The sequence below is a fragment of the Serratia sp. Ag1 genome (assembly GCF_000743355.1).
Classification (GTDB): Bacteria; Pseudomonadota; Gammaproteobacteria; order Enterobacterales; family Enterobacteriaceae; genus Chania.
On the sequence record NZ_JQEI01000001.1, the window covers coordinates 12,168 to 36,625 of the forward strand.

The 24,458-nt window shown below is 52.0% G+C and carries 23 protein-coding genes; 5 read left to right on the forward strand and 18 right to left on the reverse strand.

The window, feature by feature from the left end; genetic code table 11:
• Window positions 1-25 precede the first annotated feature (25 nt).
• Window positions 26-820, forward strand: a complete 795-nt coding sequence (speD, locus tag IV04_RS00050) for an adenosylmethionine decarboxylase (protein WP_037403495.1) — start codon at window positions 26-28, stop codon at window positions 818-820.
• A gap of 65 nt (window positions 821-885) precedes the next feature.
• Here the strand turns inward: speD and IV04_RS00055 are convergent, their stop codons facing one another.
• The 11 genes from IV04_RS00055 to IV04_RS00105 form a co-directional block, all read right to left on the reverse strand.
• On the reverse strand, window positions 886-1,644 hold the full coding sequence (locus IV04_RS00055; RefSeq protein ID WP_051916474.1) for a DeoR/GlpR family DNA-binding transcription regulator: 759 nt from the start codon (window positions 1,642-1,644) through the stop codon (window positions 886-888).
• A 13-nt stretch (window positions 1,645-1,657) separates the two neighbouring features.
• Window positions 1,658-2,671: a D-threonate 4-phosphate dehydrogenase gene (locus tag IV04_RS00060; RefSeq protein WP_037403492.1), complete on the reverse strand. Its 1,014-nt coding sequence runs from the start codon at window positions 2,669-2,671 to the stop codon at window positions 1,658-1,660.
• Window positions 2,631-3,902, reverse strand: a complete 1,272-nt coding sequence (locus IV04_RS00065) for a four-carbon acid sugar kinase family protein (RefSeq protein WP_037403490.1) — start codon at window positions 3,900-3,902, stop codon at window positions 2,631-2,633. The genes IV04_RS00060 and IV04_RS00065 overlap by 41 nt, the downstream gene beginning before the upstream one ends.
• Entirely contained in the window at window positions 3,899-4,855 is a 957-nt protein-coding gene (locus tag IV04_RS00070; RefSeq protein WP_037403488.1) for a 2-keto-3-deoxygluconate permease 1, read from the reverse strand. Before IV04_RS00070 ends, IV04_RS00065 begins: the two co-directional genes overlap by 4 nt.
• A gap of 194 nt (window positions 4,856-5,049) precedes the next feature.
• Window positions 5,050-5,412 carry a protein YacL gene (yacL, locus tag IV04_RS00075; protein ID WP_037403487.1) on the reverse strand — a complete coding sequence of 121 codons (363 nt, stop codon included), beginning with the start codon at window positions 5,410-5,412 and terminating at the stop codon, window positions 5,050-5,052.
• Between the two features lie 190 nt (window positions 5,413-5,602).
• Window positions 5,603-6,718 (reverse strand): AAA family ATPase, encoded by a 1,116-nt coding sequence (locus IV04_RS00080; RefSeq protein WP_037403485.1) that lies wholly within the window; start codon window positions 6,716-6,718, stop codon window positions 5,603-5,605.
• Window positions 6,702-7,421, reverse strand: a complete 720-nt coding sequence (locus IV04_RS00085) for an RNA ligase family protein (protein WP_037403483.1) — start codon at window positions 7,419-7,421, stop codon at window positions 6,702-6,704. The genes IV04_RS00080 and IV04_RS00085 overlap by 17 nt, the downstream gene beginning before the upstream one ends.
• 84 nt (window positions 7,422-7,505) lie before the next feature.
• A complete protein-coding gene (gene prfH, locus IV04_RS00090; protein ID WP_037403482.1) occupies window positions 7,506-8,123 on the reverse strand; it encodes a peptide chain release factor H in 618 nt (205 codons plus the stop codon).
• Entirely contained in the window at window positions 8,120-9,235 is a 1,116-nt protein-coding gene (locus IV04_RS00095) for an RNA ligase RtcB family protein (protein ID WP_037403481.1), read from the reverse strand. The genes prfH and IV04_RS00095 overlap by 4 nt, the downstream gene beginning before the upstream one ends.
• 322 nt (window positions 9,236-9,557) lie before the next feature.
• Entirely contained in the window at window positions 9,558-12,155 is a 2,598-nt protein-coding gene (gene acnB / locus IV04_RS00100) for a bifunctional aconitate hydratase 2/2-methylisocitrate dehydratase (protein WP_037403480.1), read from the reverse strand.
• Window positions 12,156-12,591: 436 nt separating this feature from the next.
• A complete protein-coding gene (locus tag IV04_RS00105; protein ID WP_037403477.1) occupies window positions 12,592-13,635 on the reverse strand; it encodes a GMP reductase in 1,044 nt (347 codons plus the stop codon).
• A 415-nt stretch (window positions 13,636-14,050) separates the two neighbouring features.
• On the opposite strand from IV04_RS00105, the gene coaE reads away from it, so the two are divergent.
• Genes coaE through yacG form a run of 3 tightly spaced genes read left to right on the forward strand, consistent with a single transcriptional unit; the run spans window position 14,051 to window position 15,662 of the window.
• Window positions 14,051-14,665, forward strand: coding sequence for a dephospho-CoA kinase (gene coaE / locus IV04_RS00110; protein ID WP_037403475.1), 615 nt, complete (start codon window positions 14,051-14,053; stop codon window positions 14,663-14,665).
• 5 nt (window positions 14,666-14,670) lie between these two features.
• Window positions 14,671-15,423 carry a cell division protein ZapD gene (gene zapD / locus IV04_RS00115; RefSeq protein ID WP_037403473.1) on the forward strand — a complete coding sequence of 251 codons (753 nt, stop codon included), beginning with the start codon at window positions 14,671-14,673 and terminating at the stop codon, window positions 15,421-15,423.
• A gap of 47 nt (window positions 15,424-15,470) precedes the next feature.
• Window positions 15,471-15,662, forward strand: coding sequence for a DNA gyrase inhibitor YacG (yacG, locus tag IV04_RS00120; protein WP_037403471.1), 192 nt, complete (start codon window positions 15,471-15,473; stop codon window positions 15,660-15,662).
• Between the two features lie 42 nt (window positions 15,663-15,704).
• Here yacG and mutT read toward each other — a convergent pair whose 3' ends face one another.
• The 3 genes from mutT to secM all read right to left on the reverse strand — a co-directional run bounded on the left by mutT (window position 15,705) and on the right by secM (window position 19,524).
• Window positions 15,705-16,109: an 8-oxo-dGTP diphosphatase MutT gene (gene mutT, locus IV04_RS00125; protein WP_037403470.1), complete on the reverse strand. Its 405-nt coding sequence runs from the start codon at window positions 16,107-16,109 to the stop codon at window positions 15,705-15,707.
• Window positions 16,110-16,191: 82 nt separating this feature from the next.
• Window positions 16,192-18,903: a preprotein translocase subunit SecA gene (gene secA / locus IV04_RS00130; RefSeq protein ID WP_037403468.1), complete on the reverse strand. Its 2,712-nt coding sequence runs from the start codon at window positions 18,901-18,903 to the stop codon at window positions 16,192-16,194.
• 87 nt (window positions 18,904-18,990) lie between these two features.
• The gene (gene secM, locus IV04_RS00135) at window positions 18,991-19,524 is read right to left on the reverse strand and encodes a secA translation cis-regulator SecM (protein WP_037403467.1); all 534 of its coding nucleotides are present in this window, start codon (window positions 19,522-19,524) and stop codon (window positions 18,991-18,993) included.
• 26 nt (window positions 19,525-19,550) lie between these two features.
• Between secM and IV04_RS00140 the strand changes: the two genes are divergently transcribed.
• The gene (locus IV04_RS00140) at window positions 19,551-20,075 is read left to right on the forward strand and encodes a DUF721 domain-containing protein (RefSeq protein ID WP_037403466.1); all 525 of its coding nucleotides are present in this window, start codon (window positions 19,551-19,553) and stop codon (window positions 20,073-20,075) included.
• Between the two features lie 14 nt (window positions 20,076-20,089).
• Here IV04_RS00140 and lpxC read toward each other — a convergent pair whose 3' ends face one another.
• The 4 genes from lpxC to ftsQ all read right to left on the reverse strand — a co-directional run bounded on the left by lpxC (window position 20,090) and on the right by ftsQ (window position 24,458).
• Window positions 20,090-21,007 carry a UDP-3-O-acyl-N-acetylglucosamine deacetylase gene (gene lpxC / locus IV04_RS00145; RefSeq protein WP_037403464.1) on the reverse strand — a complete coding sequence of 306 codons (918 nt, stop codon included), beginning with the start codon at window positions 21,005-21,007 and terminating at the stop codon, window positions 20,090-20,092.
• Window positions 21,008-21,112: 105 nt separating this feature from the next.
• Complete coding sequence (gene ftsZ / locus IV04_RS00150; RefSeq protein ID WP_037403463.1) at window positions 21,113-22,267, reverse strand: cell division protein FtsZ; 1,155 nt, start codon at window positions 22,265-22,267, stop codon at window positions 21,113-21,115.
• Window positions 22,268-22,341: 74 nt separating this feature from the next.
• On the reverse strand, window positions 22,342-23,598 hold the full coding sequence (ftsA, locus tag IV04_RS00155) for a cell division protein FtsA (RefSeq protein WP_037403462.1): 1,257 nt from the start codon (window positions 23,596-23,598) through the stop codon (window positions 22,342-22,344).
• The gene (ftsQ, locus tag IV04_RS00160; protein ID WP_037403461.1) at window positions 23,595-24,458 is read right to left on the reverse strand and encodes a cell division protein FtsQ; all 864 of its coding nucleotides are present in this window, start codon (window positions 24,456-24,458) and stop codon (window positions 23,595-23,597) included. Before ftsQ ends, ftsA begins: the two co-directional genes overlap by 4 nt.

A 24,458-nucleotide genomic window follows, 5' to 3' on the forward strand; every position in this document is an offset into this window, starting at 1 on the left:
GAAAAGATAAGGAAGGTGACCCCAATTGCATAAGCTTAAACTGCACGGCTTTAACAACCTGACCAAGAGCCTGAGTTTTTGTATTTACGATATTTGTTACGCCAAAACCGCAGACGATCGCGATGGCTATATCGCCTACATTGACGAACAATACAACGCCAACCGCCTGACCGAGATCCTCAGCGAAACCTGCTCGATCATTGGCGCTAATATTCTGAACATCGCACGTCAGGACTACGATCCGCAAGGTGCCAGCGTGACGATTCTGGTGAGCGAAGAACCGGTCGACCCTAAAGATGTCGATACCTCGGAACACCCCGGCCCGCTGCCCAATACGGTGGTAGCCCACCTGGATAAGAGCCACATCTGCGTTCATACCTACCCGGAAAGCCATCCTGAAGGCGGCTTATGTACCTTCCGCGCTGATATTGAAGTTTCTACCTGTGGGGTGATTTCACCGCTCAAGGCGCTGAATTACCTGATCCACCAGTTGGAGTCCGATATTGTCACCATGGATTACCGCGTGCGCGGCTTTACCCGTGACGTGAACGGCGTGAAGCATTACATCGATCATGAGATTAATTCGATCCAGAACTTCATGTCGGAAGATATGAAGTCGCTGTACCACATGATGGATGTGAATGTGTATCAGGAAAACATTTTCCATACCAAGATGCTGCTGAAAGATTTCGATCTACAGCACTACCTGTTCAACGCCAAACCGGAAGAGCTCAGCACTATCGAGCGTAAAAGAATTACCGACCTATTGTGGAAAGAGATGCAAGAGATCTACTACGGGCGGAATATTCCACATCTGTAATTCTGGCCTCCAGGGTAACGTCCGTTGCCCTGGATGAGTTATTGTGGCCGTGCCCGATCTGTATTTCACACCAGATGCAAACTGCAAGGGAGATCAGCCAGTTGCCGCTGTGCCGCTGCGGGTAAAGCTTTATCAGTGACAATATCCGTCAGGCTGCCAAGTGGAGCCACGCAGAACAACGAGTAGGCATCGTATTTGCTGCTGTCGGCCAACAACACCCGCTGCCGGGCATTGGCCATCAGATCCTGTTTCAGGCCCGCCTTTTCTTCGGTAGGGGTGGTAATCCCTTTCTCCATGCTCCACGAGTTACAACTGACAAAAGCGATATCCGGGTAAATCCCCCGCAGCAACCTGCGCCCGTGATCGCCAATGCACGACTGGCTGCTGTCATCAATCCGGCCACCGATAATGGTCACCTCTATCTGCTTGAACTCGGACAGAAACAAAGCGATATGCAGATCGGCGGTGATCACCCGTAACGGCAGATGGGTTAAACACCGGGCCAATTCAAGCATGGTAGTTCCGGCATCCAGCACCAGCGCGTCACCAGCCTTTACCATCGTTACCGCCTGGCGGGCAATCGCGCGTTTTTCCTGCGGATAACGCAGCTGCTTTTCGTTGGTCGTAGGCTGAGAAGGAATAAACCGGTTGAGCGCCACACCGCCATGGCTGCGGTTGATAATCCCCTGCTCATCCAGCTTGATCAGATCGCGCCGGATGGTAGCTGGGGAAGCATCAATCGCGCTGACCAGTTGCTCAACGGTAACCAGATTATGGGCTTTGAGGAATTCCAGAATCTGGTTTTGACGGCTTTGTGGCTTCATAACATCCGTTTGATCATGCCAACTGCGTGGCAAGTTGAATCGAGATCGCCATGCTCTCAGACTTGGCTATACCTGTCCAGGCAATATCAAACGCCGTACCGTGGTCAGCGGAGGTACGGATAAACGGTAAACCGGCGGTAATATTCACCCCATCATAAAAACCCAGCAGCTTAAGCGGAATATGCCCCTGATCGTGGTACATCGCCACCACCATGTCATATTGCCCTTCGTACGCCTGCAGGAACACAGTATCCGGCGGGCATGGGCCATAAACATCGATCCCACGCTGTTTTACCGCCGCAATCGCCGGGCTGACAATGGTGATCTCTTCATCGCCAAACAGGCCATTCTCACCCGCATGGGGATTGACCCCGGCAACAGCAATACGTGGCTGTTGATAACCGACACGCTTGAGGAAGGTATACGCCATCGCTACCACCGTCTCAATGCGTTGCGCATTCAAGGTATCAAGGAATTTACGCAAGGCAATATGCGTGGAAACATGAATAACTTTCAGCTTGTCGGTATACAACACCATGGCGTAATCCCGGCTGTTGGTGAGGTGCGCCAACAGTTCAGTATGACCAGGGTACAGATGCCCAGCCAGATGCAACGCCTCTTTGTTCAGCGGCGCAGTCGCTATCGCTTTCACCTCGCCAGCCATCGCCAAATCGGCGGCACGCTTCACACAACGGTAGGCCAGATCGCCCGCCTGTGATTGCACTTTCCCTGGTGTTAGCGCAGCGGGATCCTCCAGTGGTTCATCAATAATGTTGATCACACCGGGTGCAAAGCGTGCCTCCGAAACGCGCTGGATCGGCTTTAACTCTACCGTTGGCACGATCCGTAAAGCCTGAATTCGTTGCAACGTTTGCAGACAACCCACCACAACCGCTGGCGTTCCCGCCAACTCCCCTTCAGACAATGCCTTGATAATAATTTCTGGCCCAATGCCTGCAGGATCCCCCATGGTGACTGCAATCGTGTTATTTACCACTGTACATCTCCTCGACAAAATAAAGGGCATCACGCAGCGTTGCTGCACCGCCAAACCCACCCGCTTTGGTGATCACCGGTAAATCATCTATTTCGCTGTTCACGAAGGTGCCGCACGGAACACAAGGGGCAACTTCGTGGGTGATCCGGTATCCTTCTGCCCCTAGCGCTCTGGCAACCGCCATCGCGATATCTCCACCGGTAAGGAATAACCCACCAATTTGTGATTGATTAATAATCGCCAACGTGACCGCACCCAATGCCTCACTAATCCGGTCACCTAACTGTTGGCGTGAGAGATGATATCGTTCACACAATAAATCGATCATCTGGCGGGCATTGGCATCCCGACAGGTACGCAACACGCAATGTTGCCTGTCTCGCAGTACCGCTGCTGCCTGGTGGATAATCGCTTCAAGCGCGTTCTGATGGTCTGGTTGCAATAACGCTTCAACATCCACGTCGACCACGCCCAGCAATTGCTCTTCGGCTGCAAACCTGATCTGCTGCTGGGTAGCCTCACTCATCGAACCGGCAACTACCAACACCGGCAAACGCTGGCGCTCGGCAAGATAGCAGCTTGCCGGGAGTGCATTCGCCAACCCGGCGGCCCCCACCAGTAAATAACGCGCGCTAAGTTGCAGGGTGGCCTGCGCCAAAAGCGCCAGATCGGCATCAGTTTCCGCATCAACCACCACCATCGCCGGGCCTGTCTGGCTTATCTTGTGTAATTCAGCGCCTAGCTTGCCAGCGCGTACCATCAGCAAATCCAATTCATAAACCGGATAATCGCTCTGTAAGCCGAGCAAGGTTTTAATGTGTGAAGAAACAATCGGTGTTTTTGGATCGCTGGCAAACTCGGTTTCTGCCAGCGGTACGCCATTAACCCAGCATTGTCCATTGCGAGTCACCCGGCCAGCAGCTGGGATTGCGGCGGCAACGATCGCCAATTGCGCACCGCTGGCGATCATCGCGGCCTCTATTTCGGCCCCCACATTACCGCGAAAGGTAGAATCGATCTTTTTATACACCAATGGTGGAGCGTCGCTCTGGCAATAGGGCTGCAAGGCTTCGGCAACCTTGGTTTTAGCTATCGCGGCAGTTAATGCCCGGCTTTCCGTGTTGATCACCAGCACATCGGTACGCTGTGTGGAACGCGGTAATTCGCTGAGAACCACGTCGGTGCGTGCGCCCTTTTTCGCCAATTGCACCCCGGTATCATTGGCACCAGTAAAATCATCAGCGATAACAACCATTTTCATGCCGTTTTCTCCACCACAGCGCCCTTTGCTGCATTACGCTTCGCGACCCAAGAGGTGAGAATCGGGGTCAATATGGCGGTGGTGATCACCGAAGCAGCGATCAACGGGGCAGCGGCAGCGGCCACGCTGGCTAATGACGGATCCGCCTGGGCAATCGCCAGCGGCGTGGCTACCGCATTCCCTGCGGTACTGGATGCTGCCGCACCGGCAATCCCCGAACCACCCACCAGCCGATCGGCCTTGATATTAAAGAAACCGCCGACAAACGTGGTCAATACGCCGAGCAGCACTCCAGCAACGCCGCCTTGCAGCAGCATTTCCAGGTTGATCCCTGCTCCCAGAGCAAACGCAAAGAAAGGAATCAGGATCGGGCCACCTTTGGTCAGGAAATCACGCATCTGATGATCCAGATTCCCCAACAGCATTCCTACCAACAATGGAACCAACACCGCCACCAGCGCCATCATCGGGATGTTCGCCATGCCAGCGGCGCCAAGAGCGATCATGGTGAAGAATGGCCCGTCATTCAGAGAAAGAATCGAAATCGCTCCCACATCCCGCTCATTGCCGAACTCCCCCACCAACGCTGCATATAAGCCGCCGTTGGAGTTACTCACGGCGGCAATAATCGCCAACCCCGTAAGGCCGAAAATGCCTTCTGCGCCAAACAGATGTTCAACGCCTAATCCCAGCGCCATCGCGATCAGCAATTTGGTCAATGTGATGGTACCGCCTTGCAGTAGCGCCTGTGGGGCCGCCTTGAAGCTGATCCCAGCCCCCATACATAACAGGAAAGCACCAATCAACGGAGCCGCGCCGTTCTTGAACAACGCCGTGGTAAAACCACCGATCTGCAGCGCCTGCGGAGCGAAAGTATTGATCATCGCGCCAAGCACCAGTGGGACGACCATCATCCCGCCAGGGATTTTCTCTATTGCCGCCTTAATTTTCATCCTTGCCTCTCCGATATGATTCATTTCAATCAAATTGATTATATTGAATCAAAAAAGGCAAAACGGGCGCTGAGTCGCAGATTAAAAAATCAGCATAATGATTTTTTGACTTAATTTAATCAGGATAAAGCAATAACTCGGAGATGAAGTGAAAGAGGTGCTTCACGAGAAACACCTCTTTAAATGAGGGAAAATCAGTAATTCAGCATAAAGGAACGATAAGCTTTCAACACTGCCAGAAAATCTTCTACACCACAGAAAGAGAGGCTTTCTTCGTCATAGTAGTTCATCCCTTCTTCCATTTCGTCGCCTTCAAACTCCAGTTGGTTGGCGCGGATCATCACTTCTTCGCCATCCATCAGCAGGGTGTATTCATGACCTTCTAACTGCCACTGACGCTCGCTGCCTTTAACTTCTGCGGCACCAGCCTCAATGCGATCCAGCAGATTAAAATCACCCTTGATCTCTTCGTTGATCCAATGCCCGATGGCCTCATGCCCCATCGAAAATCTGACCACCACCTGACCGGTAACGTCACGCAGAAATTCGTAATCCATAGCATGCCCTCCTGAGCCGTTTTTATTAGTTTAAACGTTAATTCGCGACTGTCTCAGGGAAAGCTCGCAAAGTGGGTAACGGGGTGAAAATACCCGCAAATTAGTAATCACCAGCCTACTTCACCAACCAGTGCTCAGGAAAGGTTATAATAACCTGGTTTTTCAGCATTATACCCTGTAACAGGCTATTTTACTTAATGTCCTGAATCTGCAATTCCACTTCAGGCGCTTCATCCGCCTGCGGAATCTCCAATTTGTTCAGCATACGTTCCATGGCACTAATCGGTACACTGTGCTCCCGCCCGGCATTTTGCTGCTGCCACTGCTTATAGGGCACCTCGATATACACAATCTTCACTTTTGCCCGATAGGCCGTAAACAGTTCAACCAATTGACTACGCAATTGCCGGGTAATATTGGTCGCATTCCACACAAAAGATTCGCCTCGGCGTAACAACACTTTTGCCTGCTGCTTGGCCTGTTGTACCACCCACCCCGTCGCGTTTTTATCTGACGGGGACAACCGGTGCTGGCGGCGGATATCGTCCAGGCTGATAACCGCCATCTCAGGTGCATGCCGCGCGATATATCGATCCTTACCCATCCCCGGCAAGCCACAAAGCAGGATAACCTCGCTGTGAAACTGTTCGTAAGGTTCAAAATCAACGCTGGCCTGCGGATGCGTCAGATAGTGATAACGCTGGTAATCACTGGCAAAAGGACGTGCCTGCCCCCAGCATCGCTGCTCCTGGCAAAAAAGTTCGAACAGCTCGATATTCTCCAGCAAAGCGGCCTGATCTTCGCAGTCGCGCCCCATGACATCGGCCCGAGCCAGAATCGCCAACAACCGCGTATCCAGCCGTAATGCGGCAGACAATAGCGCCCGCTCTGGCGAAGGGCGCCCCATGATCCACAGTGGCAAACCATGAAAACGCACCAAAGCAGCAATCTGTTCACGCAGTTGAAACGGTGTGACGATATCCCGGTACAAAATTGAGCGCGTAGTCTGTTCACCACGTTTGGCATGATTAGGGGAGGTCACCGAGCCATCGGCCTCGACACGCGTGGTGCTGCGCTTTTCTACATCGTGCAGCAAGGCTGCCGACCAAAGCAGTTCCTGCTGTTGCGGAGGCAACGCAATAAACTCTTTCGCCCCGGTCAGCGCGGCCAACACGCGTTGGGTATGAATTGCAACGTCCCCTTCAGCATGGTGCCGGGGATCTTGCGGTACCTGATGCATATCAGCCACCCAGCGAAACTTTTCAGCCAACCTGGTCCACTGTTTATCCTTACTTAGGCACCACATGGCCTTCCTCCTGATGATACTCATGCGCCATACGCGCTCGTTGCCAGTTTACTCTCCAGTGGCGATCCGTCTTCACATGGTTTTTACGCACGTATTTAAAAACGTTATGGGAAAACTGCGCCACCGGAAATTCAGCCGCATTACGTGTGACGATCCCTTCCATGCTACAGGGCAAACCAGTATGAACATCATGCGGTGCAAAACACCCAGCCTCGCCAGCCTGTTCAATGATAGATGCTCGATATTCCGCTTCTGTCTGACGTTGATCGCTCAGCGCTAACTCAGGCACACAGGCGAAATCAAATAATGCAGCATAAAACCTGACTTCCTCCCAACTTAACCAGATATCTTTGCAGCGTACCGCAAATAAGTAGAAGTCCTGTTCCAAAGCGCGATATTCAATAGAGTGAGTGGCATATACGTTCTCACCAAACAGCTCGATATCACCGAGATCATTTTTAATCTGTTGCCAACGCTGACGGATCTGACGTGTCCAGGGCGAAACCGTCGGCGCAGCATGTGAGCGAGCGAACACTCCATATTGATTCAGGCAGTTATTTTCACCGTCGAGTTTTTCAGTATGTATTAATAAATTAATCAACTGCATGTCTTGCCAATATTTTTTATTGATCCTATCGTCACTGGTGGTTCCCGGTGAGAAAGGATAATGGTACGTCCGACCATATTTTCTTTGTACATCCATTGTTTTTCTTCTTGTTGATTAGCCTATCGGGTTATTCCATCAGGACGATAGGCTATTTATGACTACTCGCCATTAACGCGCGGATTATTGGGATGGCGTGAAGTCATTCCCTTTAAAAATACGCACAGGCGCTCCACGAATAATTTGGTGATGAAACATCCATCGTTGGGCACGTTGTTCATCCAACTGCTGTTGTTCGAGTTGTTCCAACCGATGCGCGATCAGTAAACACGCCAAACGTTTATTCGCATGCTGACTGCGTTCCGTCTGCACCTTAACACTAATTCCGCTGGCAATATGGGTAGCGCGAATCGCTGATTCCGTTTTATTCACGTGTTGCCCACCAGGGCCGGATGATTTCAAGGTTTCAAAACGAATCTCGCTTTCTCTTGGTATGGTTGCCGGAGAAAAACGCGCAGCCCCAATAAACCAGTTCTTTCTGGCACGCCCTTTACGCCATGGACTTTCGCAGATCCACTGCAAAGTTCCACACCAGCGCTCAGCCAACTGTTCGGCTGATGTGCCACTGAGCATCAACAACACCGAGCGCAATGTTCCCGCCTGGCGTCCGTTTTCCCGCTCAACTTCGTGCAGTTCTACCTGCATAGCATGAGCCTCTCGATAAAACTGCCGGAGTGCCAGGCTTACCGCCAGACAGCATTCATCCGGGCCATGGGCGGCAGAAATCTGTAATAGGATCATTCCTGCCCTCCGCTGGTTTTATACGTCAGTACCGGTTTCATGCGGGCCAGTAATGTAACCAAGCCAGCCTGTTGCAACGCTCCCACCACGCTATCGATAGGCTTGTAAGCTTCTGGCGCTTCCTGATAGATCAGTTGTCGATCGCGGCAAATCACCCTGCTGCCAAAACGCGTCCTAGCCAATTGTTCCACGCTAAAACGTGCAGATAGACGACCTTTACACTCTGTGCGCATCCATTTACGCCCAGCGCCATGTGCCAGTGAGAACAAACTGCTGGCTGCTGGCAACGGCTGAACCACATAACTGTAATCGCCGCGTGAGCCCGGGATCACCACCATCCCTTCGTCAGAAGGGGTAGCACCTTTACGGTGCAGCCAACCCGGTACACCTTCAATAGTGGCCGGTGCTAACAGGTTGTGATGAATATCCAGCAGACAATTGCCCACAGTACGCAAGCGCTTCAGTATCCGCCCGGCGATCAATTGCCGGTTGAAAGCAGCGAAGTCCAGCGCCTGCTGATGCTGTTGCAGATAATCATCCGCCTCTTTGCTATTTTCAAGCAGCCCATGGTGCCCATGTGCGCCAACATGCTGTTCCAATATCGTTTGGCCCAACCCCCGTGAGCCGCTGTGTACCAGCAGCATCAGGCGCTTTTTATCGAAGATGACATCCGGCTGATATATTTCATCAACCTGTAAAAGCTCGGCAAAATGATTACCGCCCCCAATGGTCCCCAAGCTATGCGCATAAGGTGCCAGTGCTGGTGGAATATCACCGAGGATGTCGTCATCCAACGGGCCATCAATATTGCCCAGATTTTTTTCTAATTTATCCAACGACTGTTTCATGGCAGTTAAATCCGTTTGCCATAATGACATGCCGCAACCGATATCATTACCGATTAACGCTGGATAAAAACGATGTTGTGAAAAGAAAGCAGCACCCACGGGATAACCGCGGCCCGGATGCAAATCAGGCATCCCGACAACGCGTACCATACTTGGCAGCTTGGCCGTAATTTCTAATTGCTGGATTGCATTTCCTTCAATCCAGGTGTGTTCCGACGCGATCAATGAAACTCGCGGCGCAACGGAGCGTATAATATTGCCCATAACCAATCCTGATGATTAATTAATATAATTTGGATGTGGCAGGCCGGAACCAGAGCAATATACTCGTCATACTTCAAGTTGCATGTGCGTTGGCTGCAACTTATTTAGAGTACACCTGTACGGCTACGCGGAAAACAGGAAATTAAGCCTGAGAATACGACCTGCAAAGGGTAAACAGTGCTTGATAATTCATGATGTACCTCCTTTGCATAATGTGAATGGAAAAAACGCCGCGATAGTAACGATAAATTCTAGAGATAGCAAGCCAATAAAAAACGGGGATCCAAAAGACCCCCGCTAAATATTGGTACAACTTACTGAATTACACTGCAGTCTGGAAAATCACACCGTCAGCTTTTTCAGTATACTGGCTCAGTTGGTCGAAGTTCAGGTAGCGATAAGTATCCGCTGCCGTCTTGTCGACCTGCGCCATGTAAGTCTGGTATTCGTCTGGCGTTGGCAGACGGCCCAGCAGCGATGCCACTGCCGCCAGCTCTGCAGAAGCCAGATAAACGTTAGCACCATTGCCCAAACGATTCGGGAAGTTACGCGTCGAGGTGGAAACCACCGTCGCCCCATCAGCCACACGCGCCTGGTTACCCATGCACAGTGAACAACCCGGGATCTCGATACGCGCCCCGCTCTTGCCAAAGACGCTGTAATAGCCCTCTTCGGTCAGTTGAGCCGCATCCATCTTGGTCGGTGGTGCCACCCACAGACGGGTTGGCAATTGACCTTTGTGCTGATCCAACAGTTTACCCGCCGCGCGGAAGTGGCCGATGTTGGTCATGCAGGAACCGATAAATACTTCATCAATCTTGCTGTTGGCCACATCAGAAAGCAGACGCGCGTCGTCCGGATCGTTTGGCGCACACAGGATCGGTTGCTTGATATCGGCCAGATCGATTTCGATCACTGCCGCATATTCCGCATCCGCATCGCCTTCCAGCAGTTGCGGATCCGCCAACCATTTTTCCATGCCCTGAATACGACGTTCCAGCGTCCGGCGATCGCCGTAACCCTCAGCGATCATCCACTTCAACATCACGATATTGGAGCTCAGATACTCCTGGATCGGTGCTTTATCCAGTTTGATGGTACAACCGGCAGCAGAGCGCTCGGCAGAAGCATCTGCCAGTTCGAATGCCTGTTCAACTTTCAGTTCTGGTAAACCTTCGATCTCCAGGATACGACCAGAGAAGATGTTTTTCTTACCTTTCTTCTCAACAGTCAGCAGCCCTTTTTGGATCGCATAGTAAGGGATGGCGTGCACCAGATCGCGCAGGGTGATCCCCGGCTGCATTTTACCTTTAAAACGCACCAGCACCGATTCCGGCATATCCAACGGCATCACGCCGGTCGCGGCAGCAAATGCCACCAGGCCAGAACCTGCCGGGAAGGAAATACCAATTGGGAAACGGGTATGTGAATCACCGCCGGTACCCACGGTATCTGGCAGCAACATACGATTCAGCCAAGAGTGGATAATGCCATCGCCCGGGCGCAGCGAAACACCGCCACGGTTCATGATAAAGTCCGGTAGAGTGTGATGAGTCGTCACGTCAACCGGCTTAGGATAAGCGGCAGTATGGCAGAATGACTGCATCACCAGATCGGCAGAGAAGCCCAGGCAAGCCAGATCTTTCAGCTCATCGCGGGTCATCGGCCCGGTAGTATCCTGTGAACCCACGGAAGTCATCTTCGGCTCACAGTATTCACCAGGGCGCACACCCGCTACGCCACAGGCACGGCCAACCATTTTCTGCGCCAGTGAGAAGCCTTTGTTGCTGGCCGCCACCGGCTTGGCAATACGGAACACTTCACTGTGCGGCAGACCCAGCGCTTCACGCGCTTTGGTGGTCAAGCCACGGCCAATAATCAATGGAATACGGCCACCGGCACGCACTTCATCCAGCAGCACGTCGGTTTTCAGCTCGAAGCTGGCCAGCAGTTTGCCGGTTTCATGGTCACGTACCTCACCTTTGTACGGGAAGATGTCGATCACATCGCCCATATTCAGATTGGACACGTCTACTTCGATCGGCAATGCCCCGGCGTCTTCCATAGTGTTGAAGAAGATTGGTGCAATTTTACCGCCCAGCACCACACCGCCAGCGCGCTTGTTCGGCACATGAGGGATGTCGTCGCCCATAAACCACAGCACCGAGTTAGTGGCAGATTTACGGGAAGAACCGGTGCCGACCACGTCACCGACGTAGGCCAGCGGGAAGCCTTTCTTGTTTAACTGTTCGATCTGCTTGATCGGGCCAACGCTGCCCGGCTGATCGGGATTGATGCCGTCACGTTCGTTTTTCAGCATCGCCAGCGCATGCAACGGAATATCCGGGCGCGACCAGGCATCCTGCGCCGGGGACAAATCGTCGGTATTGGTTTCACCGGTCACTTTGAACACGGTAACGGTGAGCTTTTCTGCCAATGGCTGGCGCGACAGATACCATTCTGCATCGGCCCAAGACTGCATGATCTGTTTGGCATGCGGGTTGCCCGCTTTGGCTTTCTCTTCTACATCGTAGAAGTTATCGAACATCAACAGCGTGTGGGACAATGCTTTGGCAGCGATCGGTGCCAGTTTGGCGTTATCCAACGCGTCGATCAGGGGATGAATGTTGTAACCGCCCTGCATGGTGCCTAACAGTTCAACGGCTTTTTCGGGGGTAACCAGGGGAGAAGTGGCATCGCCTTTGGCGATAGCAGCCAGAAAACCTGCTTTGACATAGGCGGCTTCATCGACGCCCGGTGGTACACGGTTAATCAGCAGGTCTAACAGAAATTCTTCTTCGCCTTTTGGCGGATTTTTTAATGATTCAACCAGCGCTGCCATTTGTGTCGCATCTAATGGCTTAGGGACGATGCCCTCTGCAGCACGCTCGGCCACGTGCTTACGGTATTCTTCTAGCACGACTTTCTCCTCGCTCTCATTGTCATTTATGGTGCCTGGAGTTTTATACCTTTCATTGTTCGAGTTGCGCTGTTTTGGCTTCAAGCATGAAGGGCATAATACTGACGGGGCACTGCTGTCGATATCCTGGACTGTAAGGTACAGTGCCCGGTTCCGCTCAGCCAGCATATCAGGATCTGGAACGCTTGTTAATTCGTTCACATAAAAGCAACATTAAATCTTTGCTGAATCGTTGAGTACAGCGTAATCAGCTGCAACGTAAGCGTGGCAGACTGACTAAAAAAGCCCAGCAAACTGAGCACAACATAAAGTCCATGTTTTTACAATGGTTACTGATTGCAATAATGAGGAAAGTTTACGAACCGTAGGCGCAAAAAAACCGCCATTACGACGGTTTATTTGTATCTAATCGGGCTTAATAAAGATAAGCCAGAGCTTATTTGCTACCGAAAACCCGATTTTCCTGCTCTGCAACGCGAATGAAGGTGGTACGCTTGGTCAGCTCTTTCAAACGCTCGGCACCCACATAAGTACAGGCAGAACGCAGGCCACCCAGAATATCGCGCACGGTAAACTCAACTTCACCACGCAGTGGCAACCTGACGGTTTTACCTTCTGCAGCACGATACCCGGCAACACCGCCAACGTGGCGTTTCATCGCAGACTCAGAACTCATGCCATAGAACAGCATGAATTTTTCACCGTTTTCTTCCACGACGGTTCCTTCGCATTCATCGTGGCCCGCCAGCATACCGCCGAGCATCACAAAGTCTGCACCGCCGCCAAACGCTTTGGCAACATCGCCCGGCACAGAACAGCCGCCATCGCTGACAATCTGACCACCGAGGCCGTGTGCCGCATCGGCGCACTCGATCACGGCAGAAAGTTGCGGGTAGCCTACACCGGTTTTCACTCGGGTGGTACAGACAGAGCCTGGGCCGATCCCTACTTTCACGATATCGGCACCCGATAGAATCAGTTCTTCTACCATTTCACCAGTCACCACATTACCGGCACAGATCACATGATTTGGGCAGGCTTCGCGCGCTTTTTGCAGGAAGGCAACAAAGTGCTCAGAGTAGCCGTTTGCTACGTCGATGCAGATGAATTTCAGCCCCGAGGATAAAGCCAGAATTTGTTTCATTTTCACAAAATCGGCTTCAGAAGTACCGGTAGACACCATGACATGGCGTAGAGTGGATTCAGGCACCCGTTGTACAAACTCAGCCCATTGCTCAACGGTATAGTGTTTGTGAACAGCGGTGATGATATCGAAAGATGCCAGTGCTTCAGCCATGCGGAAGGTGCCAACCGTGTCCATATTAGCGGCAATAATCGGCACACCGGACCAGTTCCAACCTGAATGTTTGAAGGTGAACTGGCGTTCCAATTCAACTTCTGAGCGGCTTTTCAGGGTGGAACGCTTTGGGCGGATTAACACATCTTTAAAGCCCAACTTCAAATCTTCTTCAATACGCATGACTAATCATTTCCTGGTTTTTGGCGACGGATCGCAGGGTATATCCTATGAATTTCAAGCGGTGGCTTGAAAGGCGACGGGTAGATTAATGCCAGTTCCAGTGACGCTATCATACGCACTAATAATCGATCGGCAAGACTGCGATTTCGCCTTTATTTACGCTACAATCCCATAAATTTACCTGCGACATTGCAATGTGATTTCTGCCTCATTTTCTCCACCTTTATCCCGCTTTGGCAGAGTGATATTCTGTAGCAAGCGGTAATATACTCGCGTTAATATACGATCGCTTTATGATTCGTCTATGCTCGACATACTTCAGGTCGTGTATGGGTTGGCTGTGCCCGTTCATCACGCCACTCGAATTATTCAGCGTATTAATTTTTTTGGTGAATATCAGGATGTCTCCCATACCATGTCCTATATTGTTGCATTAACAGGTGGTATCGGCAGCGGGAAGTCGACCGTTGCAGACGCTTTTGCGCGCCTCGGAGTGCCTATCGTTGATGCTGATGTGATTGCCCGGCAGGTTGTTGAACCAGAAACCCCAGCATTAGCCGCTATTTCTGCACATTTTGGTAAAGAAATGTTGCTGGCGGACGGTTCACTCAACCGCTCAGCGTTACGCCAGCGTATCTTTAGTCATCCTGACGAAAAAACCTGGCTTAACCAACTCCTGCATCCGCTGATTCACCAGGAAACCCGACGTCAATTGGCAACGATCAATAGCCCCTATGCACTTTGGGTGGTGCCATTGCTGGTAGAAAACCATCTTCAAGATCTTGCCAATCGTGTTTTGGTTGTTGATGTTGATCCCGAGACACAACTCGCCAGAACCATCGCCCGTGACGGCATCAGCCGCCAACAGGCACAAGACATTTTGTCTGCACAAGCCACGCGTGAACAGCGCCTGGCGGTTGCCGACGACGTTATTGACAACAGCGGCACAGCTCAGGGAATCGAGCCCTGTGTCGCCGCACTGCATCGCCGCTACCTTGAGCTGGCCATGCCTGCGACCCGAAAGGATTAAAATGAATGAGTGATGCCTCTCTAACCGTTCTCTTTGAACACCCGTTGAATGAAAAAATGCGTACCTGGCTGCGAATCGAGTTTTTACTGCAGCAATTGCATAGCCAAAGAACATTAAGCGAGACCGCTAGCGCTCTGACCTTTTTCCGCACCGTCGCAGATCTGTTGGATGTATTAGAACGTGGTGAAGTCCGTACCGAACTGTTGAAAGAACTGGAACGCCAGCAGCAAAAATTACTGCAATGGGCCGAAGTCCCCGGCGTAGACATGTCGCGGGTCAATCAGTTACGCAGTCAGTTGAAAGCGCGTGCATCCTCATTGATGTCTGCTCCACGTATGGGGCAGGCTTTGCGTGAAGATCGTCTGATCAGCCTGGTGCGCCAGCGTTTAAGTATTCCAGGCGGCTGTTGCAGTTTTGATTTACCAACGCTGCATATATGGATGCACGTTGCTCAATATGAACGTGATGACGACGTTGCAGCTTGGCTTGAAACTCTGGAGCCGCTGCATCAGGCACTGTCCATGGTATTGGAGCTAGTGCGTCAGGCTGGGGCATTTCGTAACCAAATCAGTTTGAACGGCTTCTTTCAGGACAACGCCGAAGGAGCGGATCTGCTACGTTTAAAGATAGATCTGGATTACCAGCTCTACCCGCAGATTTCCGGCCATAAAACGCGTTACGCTATCCGTTTCCTGCCGTTAGACAGTGAAAACGGTATGGTTCCTGAGCGTTTAAACTTTGAGCTAGCCTGCTGCTAAGACACTGAAATAAAGCTTTCGCCCGTTGAGGGAAGTGAGGAAGACACATGACGACGGTAGTAAAGTGCCCAACCTGTGGCAAAGGCGTGGTTTGGGGGGAAATCAGCCCTTTTCGCCCTTTCTGCTGCAAACGTTGCCAACTGATCGATCTTGGTGAATGGGCCGATGAAGAGAAACGCATTCCAAGTAGTGGCGATCTCTCGGACACTGAAGATTGGAGTGAGAAAGACGATCACTGATCGTGTGTGATGATAGCGGCCTGGCACTACCAGGCCGAAAAATCATTGCGCCGCACTGGCCTGCGTGACCAACAAATTGATAATGCTGGCATTGGCCTCTGGAAATTCAGCCTCACGCAAATCCGCCTGCTTAACCCAACGCATCGGCTGACCTTCACGGCCATAGGGCTCCCCCTGCCAATCTTCTACCAAATAGAAGTTCAGCGTCACAACCCGATCGGTAAAATGATGCTCCAGTACGTCCAGCAATTCTAGCTGATGTACGTCAATACCCGTTTCTTCCAGCAACTCGCGGCGTAATGCCTGCTCTGGCGTTTCCCCCTGCTCGATCTTGCCACCAGGGAACTCCCAGAAACCAGCCATATGCGCATCGGCAGCACGGCGTGTAATAAAGATTTCCTGCTGCGGGTTACGAATGATACCTACCGCGATATTCAAGTGCTTCATCGGATTCTCCCGATCCTTGCGTACAAAAAAGAGGTTCAGCAAGCTGAACCTCTACTACGTTTAGTGACTCACTGCGGCCCGCTTATTGTTGCAGACGACCATGACACTGTTTGTACTTCTTGCCGGAACCGCATGGGCAAGGATCGTTACGGCCCACTTTACGTTCTGCAACCGCAGGTGAGTTTGGATCCTCAATCGCCAGCGCATTCTCTTCCTGATGGCTCAGTTGCTGCTGGCGCGCCAGGCGTGCGGCTTCTTCACGACGCTGCAGTTCCAGTGCTTCAACCTCTTCCGGCATGCGTACCTGCACCTTGCTCAGAACGCTGACCACTTCATACTTCAGCGACTCCAGCATATTGCCGAACATATTGAAGGATTCGCGCTTGTATTCCTGCTTAGGATCTTTTTGCGCATAACCGCGCAGATGGATCCCTTGGCGCAGATAATCCATGGCCGCCAGATGCTCTTTCCACAGGGAATCCAGCGTTTGTAACATCACGCCTTTCTCGAAGTTACGCATCATTTCAGCGCCAACAACTTCTTCTTTACGCAGATAACTTTCCTTCGCTTGCTCCAGAATGCGCTCACGCAACGTTTCTTCATGCAGCTCAGGTTCTTTATCCAGCCATTCGGTGATAGGCATATCCAGATCGAAATCGTTTTTCAGACGCTCTTCCAGCCCCTTGATATCCCACATTTCTTCCAGCGACTGCGGCGGAATATAGTTATCAATGGTGGTTTTGAATACGTCTTCACGGATGCTGGCAATGGTTTCGCTCACATCGGAAACATCAAGCAGTTCGTTACGCTGGCTGTAGATCGCCCGGCGTTGATCGTTGGCCACATCATCATATTCCAGCAGTTGCTTACGAATATCGAAGTTACGGCTTTCTACCTTACGCTGCGCGTTGGCGATTGCTTTGGTCACCCATGGGTGTTCAATCGCTTCACCGTCTTTCATGCCTAATTTACGCATCATGCCGGATACGCGATCCGAAGCAAAAATACGCATCAACGCATCTTCCATTGACAGATAGAAGCGGGAAGAACCAGCATCCCCCTGACGACCAGAACGGCCACGCAACTGGTTATCAATACGGCGTGATTCGTGGCGTTCAGTACCGATAATGTGCAAACCACCCGCCGCCAGCACTGCGTCGTGGCGGATTTGCCACGCATCTTTAATTGCCGCAATCTGCTCTTCGGTAGGCTCTTCCAACTGCGCGATTTCTGACTGCCAGCTACCACCCAGAACGATGTCCGTACCACGGCCTGCCATGTTGGTCGCAATAGTCACCGCCGCCGTCTGGCCCGCATTTGCCACAATGTCTGCTTCCATGGCGTGGAACTTGGCGTTCAGCACTTTGTGCTCAATACCGGCCTTGGTTAATTCACGAGAAACCACTTCAGATTTTTCAATCGAGATCGTACCAACCAACACTGGCTGGCCTTTCGTGGTGCGCTCGCGGATATCTTCAATGATCGCAGCGATCTTCTCTTTCTCGGTCATGTAGACCAGATCCGGCATATCTTTACGGATCATTGGGCGGTTAGTTGGCACCACGATCGTATCCAGCTTGTAGATCGAGCTGAATTCAAACGCTTCGGTATCGGCAGTACCGGTCATACCGGCCAATTTTTCATACAGGCGGAAATAGTTCTGGAAAGTGATCGAAGCCAGCGTCTGGTTTTCGTTCTGGATTTCCACCTTTTCTTTGGCTTCTACCGCCTGATGCAAACCATCAGACCAGCGGCGGCCCTGCATGGTGCGGCCAGTATGCTCATCAACAATGATGACTTCGCCGTCTTTAACGATATAGTCAACGTCACGGGTAAACAGCACATGAGCACGCAGCGCAGCGGTAACGTGGTGCATCAGCATGATGTTAGTCGGTGAATACAGCGATTCCCCTTCCTCCATGATGCCAGCTTCCATCAGCATCTCTTCTATGCGGATCAAACCGCGCTCCGTCAGGTGAACCTGACGCGCTTTTTCATCCACCGAGAAATGGCCTTCGCCTTGGAAGGTATCTGAATCTTCTTTTTCCTGACGGATCAACTGTGGGATCAGCTTGTTGACCTTGATATACATCTCGGAGCTGTCTTCAGCCGGGCCAGAGATGATCAGCGGGGTACGAGCTTCATCGATCAGAATGGAGTCAACCTCATCCACCAGCGCATAGTGCAGTTTGCGCTGCACACGCTCTTCTGGGCTGAACGCCATGTTGTCACGCAGGTAGTCAAAACCGTATTCGTTATTGGTACCGTAGGTGATGTCGGCAGCATAAGCTTCACGCTTGGCCGGTGCTGGCATATTCGGCAAGTTGATACCCACGCTCAGGCCGAGGAATTCGAACAATGGGCGGTTGTTTTCGGCATCACGCTGTGCCAGATAATCGTTGACGGTCACCACGTGCACACCACGCCCACTCAGGGCATTCAGGTAGGCAGGCAAGGTCGCCGTCAGCGTTTTACCTTCACCGGTGCGCATCTCGGCAATACAACGCTCATTCAGCACCATACCACCCAGTAACTGTACATCGAAGTGGCGCATGCCAAACACACGCTTACTGGCTTCGCGTACCACAGCGAACGCTTCCGGGATCAGACTTTCCAATACTTCGCCCTGCTTCAGGCGCTCACGGAACTCATTAGTCTTGGCCTGCAACTCGCTGTCGGACAGTTTCTCCATGTCCGGTTCCATACGGTTGATGGCATCAACCACTTTACGCATACGGCGCAGGGTACGATCGTTGCTACTACCAAAAACTTTGGTCAATAATTTATTTAACATGATTCTTAATATCTCTTACGCGACGACGCAATATTGGCCGTCAACTCGCTGTTGTTTCGTTGGTTTTTGTTGCCCAAAGGGCAAGAATCAGTTGAAGAGGCCAGGCCCGGCGCGAATCCCCTGCACCTGAGCGAGCCATAGCCCGGCCTGATGCCGCGCTAAAGAAGGAACAACGGAATGGTGGGTATCACGAATAATCGTCGGTGGTTTCGGCTCATGCGTCAGTAACGCATTGAGCGTAGAGAGCAATGCCAATTGCTCAACCTGCAAAGGAGGTTCAACAGCATCGTTCTCGGCTTCTTGCACTCGCGTGTAAAGCACCTGCGGAGCAAGAGCAAAAGAGAGGTGACGGATAACGGTACGGAGCGCATGCTGGTGCCAGTAATCAACGCCAAACGTTGGGCGACGGTGTACTTCCTGCAGCAAAGCCAGGCTGTTAAAGGCGTTATTGGCCGAATTCTGGCGGTTAAGGCTGGACGACGTGCTCGGTAATGCGGTTTGATCGGAGGTGCCAGACAGATTTTGCGGCACGCCAAGCGTGGCCGCGACCATCCCTAACAGGAGATGGGGCCAGAAATAACGTCTGCCAAATTGTCGCCAACGATTTAGAATACCGATCACGAGTTTATAATCCGCCGGAGCCCATTATGCGCGATAGCCGTCCACAATTATTAGATGTCCTGTTCGACGATGCGACAGCAGCAGAGAAAGGGCCGCTGCATAACGTTCAGCAACGCGCTCTGGCGCTCCTGAAACTCAATCGTGCAGTGAGGGGGCTACTGCCAGCTCAATTGCACCCATGGTGCCGTGTCGCTAACTTCAGACAGGGTGTTTTAGTGCTGGAAACCGCTAATGCCAGTTGGATGATGCGCTTACGCTATGAACAACCCAACCTGCTCTCCGCACTACGAGCCCAAATTCTACCATCATTGTCGTCAATCGACATCAGGATTAATCCAGCCTTGATGGCAAAAGGAAACAGCCAGGTGCAAAATGCTGCTAAAACGACAGAAAATGAGCAACCAAGCGCACCATTACGTCACTTGAGCCAGGAAAGCGCGGATGAATTACGAGGATTGGCAGCACGTAGCCCGGAAAAATTACGGAAAGTATTAGAACGACTGGCATCGTTGGCAGGAGAGAGAGCCAACGCTACCAGCCGTGATAAATAATCAGCGGAACGGGTTTACGCCAACACCATGGTAGGAGCTTTGAACGCCAATGGCATTTCTGCTTCATCCTGGAATGTCACGTATTCCCAAGCTTCTTGCTTCGCCAGCACGGCTTGCAACAGTTTATTGTTCAGCGCATGCCCAGATTTGTACGCGGTAAACGCGCCAATGATGTTATGACCACACATGAACAAATCACCGATCGCATCCAGCATTTTGTGGCGCACGAACTCGTCTTCGAAGCGCAGGCCGTCTTCGTTCAGAACTCGGTAATCATCAACCACAATGGCGCAATCGAAACTGCCACCCAAGGCCAAACCACGGGACTGCAGATATTCGATATCACGCATAAAGCCAAACGTACGCGCACGGCTGATTTGACGCACGAACGAATCGGCAGAGAAATCAAGGCGATAACGTTGTGTACTGGCATCAATTGCCGGATGGTTGAAGTCGATAGTGAAATCCAGGCGGAACCCGTTATGCGGGGACAACTCTGCCCACTTATCGCCATCTTCAACACGCACGGTTTCTTTCAGGCGCAGGAATTTCTTCGCTGAGTTCAGCTCTTCAATGCCAGCATCCAGCAGCAGGAAAACAAACGGGCTGGCACTACCGTCCATGATCGGGATCTCAGCAGCGTCAACTTCAATAATGATGTTGTCGATACCCAAACCCGCCAACGCAGCATTGAGATGCTCAACGGTTGAAATACGCACGTCTGACTCATTCACCAGGCAAGTACATAGCATGGTATCACGCACGGATTTTGCATCAGCCGGAAAATCAACCGGTGGATTCAAGTCAGTGCGACGATAGATGACCCCGGTATTAGCCGGTGCTGGGCGCATTATCAGCGTGACTTTCTTGCCGGTATGCAAACCGACACCCGTCGCCTGAATAACGCGTTTTAAGGTCCTTTGTTTGATCATCGTTTTATCTCGCAATGTTTATCCATCCTACCGGCCATAGCATATAGCAAGGCCGGCGGGACAGTTTAGCACAAAGAGCGGAGATTCCAAATTTCCGGCTTATTCCTAGTCTGCCTGCTTGCGCAAGAAGGCCGGGATATCCAGATAATCGGGCTCTTTATTCGGTTGCGTGCTCTGATCGTTCACCACTTTGGCAGCAGGCTTAACTTCCTGCTGCAGCGGCGACATACCGTGCTGCTGATAACGGTGATCCATCACTGGCTGGCTGGCCTGCTTGTTGGTGACCAGAGTGATTTCAGGACGTTTGTCCATACCGATACCGGTAGCAACCACGGTAACACGCAGTTCGTCGTTCATTTCCGGATCCAGTGACGTCCCGATCACTACGGTCGCGTTATCAGAAGCGAAAGCACGGATGGTGTTACCCACAGTTTCGAACTCATCCAAACGCAGATCGAAGCCAGCGGTGATGTTGACCAGCACACCGCGAGCGCCAGACAGATCGATATCTTCCAGCAGTGGGCTGGAGATCGCCATTTCTGCCGCTTCTTCCGCACGGTCTTCACCACTTGCCACGCCAGAGCCCATCATCGCGTAGCCCATTTCGGACATCACGGTGCGCACGTCGGCGAAGTCAACGTTCATCAGACCTGGACGAGTGATCAATTCGGCAATACCCTGCACCGCGCCTTTCAGCACGTCGTTAGCCGCGCCAAACGCGTCCAGCAGAGAAATGCCACGGCCCAGAACTTTCAGCAATTTATCGTTCGGGATAGTGATCAGTGAGTCCACATGCTTGGACAGCTCAGCGATACCCTGCTCAGCGAACGCCATGCGCTTCTTGCCTTCAAAATTGAACGGCTTGGTCACCACAGCGACAGTCAGAATACCCAGATCTTTGGCAACTTCAGCCACAACAGGCGCAGCACCGGTACCGGTACCACCGCCCATGCCAGCGGCGATAAAGACCATGTCTGCACCTTCCAGAGCTGTACGCAGGGCTTCACGGTCTTCTTCCGCTGAATTACGACCCACTTCCGGGTTCGCGCCCGCCCCCAACCCCTTGGTAATACCACTACCAATCTGGATGGTTTGGCCAACCGCCGTTTTACGCAACGCTTGAGCGTCGGTGTTAACGGCAAAGAATTCAACACCTTCGATGCGCTCACGCACCATGTGTTCAACGGCGTTGCCACCGCCACCGCCGACGCCGATGACTTTAATCACCGCATCGTTGGTTAGTTCCATTGGTTCAAACATAGTTTCTCTCCGTTTTGTGCCTGTCGCTGCGAGATCATAAAAAGATGGCTCAGCATGATCTCTTTATTGAAACATTAAAACTCTTTTCTCAGCCAGCTATTGATACGTTTAAACCAATTGCCCACCGAGGCGCGTTTTTCTACTTCTGCCTCACCGTTCAGGTGAGATTCTTTTCCATAGTGCAGCAACCCTACCGCTGTGGAGTAATAAGGCTCCTGCGCATAATCCGTCAAGCCTGTGATGTTCAAGGGTTGGCCAATGCGTACCTGGGTATGGAATACCCGTTGCGCACAGGCTGCCAGGCCATCAATCTGGGCGGCTCCACCGGTCAGCACAATACCTGCTGCCAGATGATGCTTGACCCCTTGGCTCCGTAACTGCTCCTGCAATTGTAAAATTTCATCGTTAACCAGATTCAACAGTTCGGTGTAGCGTGGCTCAATCACTTCAGCCAGTGTCTGTCTTTGCAGACTACGTGGTGGGCGCCCCCCGACGCTCGGCACCTCTACACTTTCATCCTTGCTGACAATCGATCCAAGCGCACAACCGTGACGAACTTTAATCGCTTCTGCATCTGCAGGTGGCGTCCCGAAGGCATAAGCGATATCGCTGGTGACCACGTTCCCGGCATAAGGGATCACTTTAGTATGGCGCAGCGCTCCGCCGGTATACACCGCCATATCCATAGTGCCACCGCCGATATCCACCACACAAACGCCGAGTTCACGCTCATCTTCGGTCAACACGGCATAACTGGCTGCCAGGCCGGCGAAAATCAGTTGATCCACTTTCAGGCCGCAACGTTCAACCGCTTTGACGATGTTCTTTGCCATATCGTTATGGCAGGTGATCAGGTGGACCTTGGCCTGCATACGCACGCCAGATAACCCAACCGGATTTTTAATCCCTTCCTGATAATCGATGGCGTATTCCTGAGGAATCACGTGCAGGATGCGGTGCTCATCGCGCACACGAACCGACTTGGCAGTATGTACGACATTCTCCACATCTTCCTGAGTCACTTCCTCTTCTGAAATAGGCACCATCCCTATTTCGTTTTGGCAGCTAATATGTTTACCCGACAAGGCCAGGTAAACCGAAGAAATCTGACAGTCAGCCATCAGCTCGGCCTGATCGATAGCACGCTGAACGCATTTGACTACCGACTCCAGATCGTTGACTCCCCCCTTATCCATACCGCGAGAGGGGCAACTGCCCACGCCAATAATATTGACCATGCCATCGGGCAGGACTTCCCCTACCAATGCGGAAACTTTTGCAGTTCCGATCTCCAGTCCAACTACCAGTTTTCTGTCCGTCGACTTGATCATTGTTGTTTTGCCTGTGCCTGATTCTGTTGCTGATTACTGTTTGGCTGTTCGCCTGCTGCCTGCCCAGCTAACTGCGGATCGATCAACGCCTGAGTCCACCCCACCGAGGCTCCGGTGTCATAACGTAAATCGACATAGCTGACACGCTTGTTTTCCACCTGTGCCTGCTGCAGTAGCAGCGGGTAAAGCCCTATAAAGCGTTGCAAACGCCCCATGCGATCGTCACGTCCCAGTTCCAGCCGAACATCGTTATCCAACGCCAGCAGCCATGAATGACGGGCGGTCATCGCCACCATCTTCAATGTATATCTGCTCGCTGCTAACACGCTGCTCATTGCGCGATAGCCTTCCAACACATCCTGCTCGCTACCTTCCGGGCCATAAAGCAGCGGCAATTTCTGTTTACCTAATCGCTCTGCCGGGACACTGAACGATTTGCCTTCGGCATCTACCATATGCAAATCATTCCAATGCGCCACCGGGACATATTCCACCAGATGAATCTTCAACTCATCTGGCCACTGTTTACGCACGCTGGCCTGCTTGATCCACGGCAGGCGCTCGATCTGCTGCTGGATGATGTCCACATCCTGCGTCATGAACGTGCCGGGCGCTCCCAGCGCCAGGATCGCCTGGCGAATATCGTCATTGGTGGTGTAATGGCGTTCACCGGTCACCACCAATTTTGAGAGCGGCAAGCGGTTAGCATCTTTCATCCAACCAATCACCGCCCAACCGCCCCACAAAATGGTTCCCAACACCATCAGCAGGAAAATCATTCCCGCCAGTTGGGTTCCATTGCTGCGGCGCGGGCCGTTATCCACCTCGCGGTCACGCGAATTCAGAGCCGCTTGCGACAT

Excerpts from the sequence above, each read along its gene's own strand:
- zapD (WP_037403473.1), top strand. The coding sequence starts at position 14,671 with ATGAGTGATGCCTCTCTAACCGTTCTCTTTGAACACCCGTTGAATGAA.
- IV04_RS00080 (WP_037403485.1), bottom strand. The coding sequence starts at position 6,718 with ATGTGGTGCCTAAGTAAGGATAAACAGTGGACCAGGTTGGCTGAAAAG.
- IV04_RS00065 (WP_037403490.1), bottom strand. The coding sequence starts at position 3,902 with ATGAAAATGGTTGTTATCGCTGATGATTTTACTGGTGCCAATGATACC.
- IV04_RS00095 (WP_037403481.1), bottom strand. The coding sequence starts at position 9,235 with ATGGGCAATATTATACGCTCCGTTGCGCCGCGAGTTTCATTGATCGCG.
- prfH (WP_037403482.1), bottom strand. The coding sequence starts at position 8,123 with ATGATCCTATTACAGATTTCTGCCGCCCATGGCCCGGATGAATGCTGT.
- ftsZ (WP_037403463.1), bottom strand. The coding sequence starts at position 22,267 with ATGTTTGAACCAATGGAACTAACCAACGATGCGGTGATTAAAGTCATC.
- secA (WP_037403468.1), bottom strand. The coding sequence starts at position 18,903 with ATGTTAAATAAATTATTGACCAAAGTTTTTGGTAGTAGCAACGATCGT.
- IV04_RS00140 (WP_037403466.1), top strand. The coding sequence starts at position 19,551 with ATGCGCGATAGCCGTCCACAATTATTAGATGTCCTGTTCGACGATGCG.
- coaE (WP_037403475.1), top strand. The coding sequence starts at position 14,051 with ATGTCCTATATTGTTGCATTAACAGGTGGTATCGGCAGCGGGAAGTCG.
- mutT (WP_037403470.1), bottom strand. The coding sequence starts at position 16,109 with ATGAAGCACTTGAATATCGCGGTAGGTATCATTCGTAACCCGCAGCAG.
- ftsA (WP_037403462.1), bottom strand. The coding sequence starts at position 23,598 with ATGATCAAGTCGACGGACAGAAAACTGGTAGTTGGACTGGAGATCGGA.
- IV04_RS00060 (WP_037403492.1), bottom strand. The coding sequence starts at position 2,671 with ATGCCCTTTATTTTGTCGAGGAGATGTACAGTGGTAAATAACACGATT.
- IV04_RS00055 (WP_051916474.1), bottom strand. The coding sequence starts at position 1,644 with ATGAAGCCACAAAGCCGTCAAAACCAGATTCTGGAATTCCTCAAAGCC.
- ftsQ (WP_037403461.1), bottom strand. The coding sequence starts at position 24,458 with ATGTCGCAAGCGGCTCTGAATTCGCGTGACCGCGAGGTGGATAACGGC.
- yacL (WP_037403487.1), bottom strand. The coding sequence starts at position 5,412 with ATGGATTACGAATTTCTGCGTGACGTTACCGGTCAGGTGGTGGTCAGA.
- IV04_RS00070 (WP_037403488.1), bottom strand. The coding sequence starts at position 4,855 with ATGAAAATTAAGGCGGCAATAGAGAAAATCCCTGGCGGGATGATGGTC.
- IV04_RS00105 (WP_037403477.1), bottom strand. The coding sequence starts at position 13,635 with ATGCGTATTGAAGAAGATTTGAAGTTGGGCTTTAAAGATGTGTTAATC.
- lpxC (WP_037403464.1), bottom strand. The coding sequence starts at position 21,007 with ATGATCAAACAAAGGACCTTAAAACGCGTTATTCAGGCGACGGGTGTC.
- yacG (WP_037403471.1), top strand. The coding sequence starts at position 15,471 with ATGACGACGGTAGTAAAGTGCCCAACCTGTGGCAAAGGCGTGGTTTGG.
- IV04_RS00085 (WP_037403483.1), bottom strand. The coding sequence starts at position 7,421 with ATGGATGTACAAAGAAAATATGGTCGGACGTACCATTATCCTTTCTCA.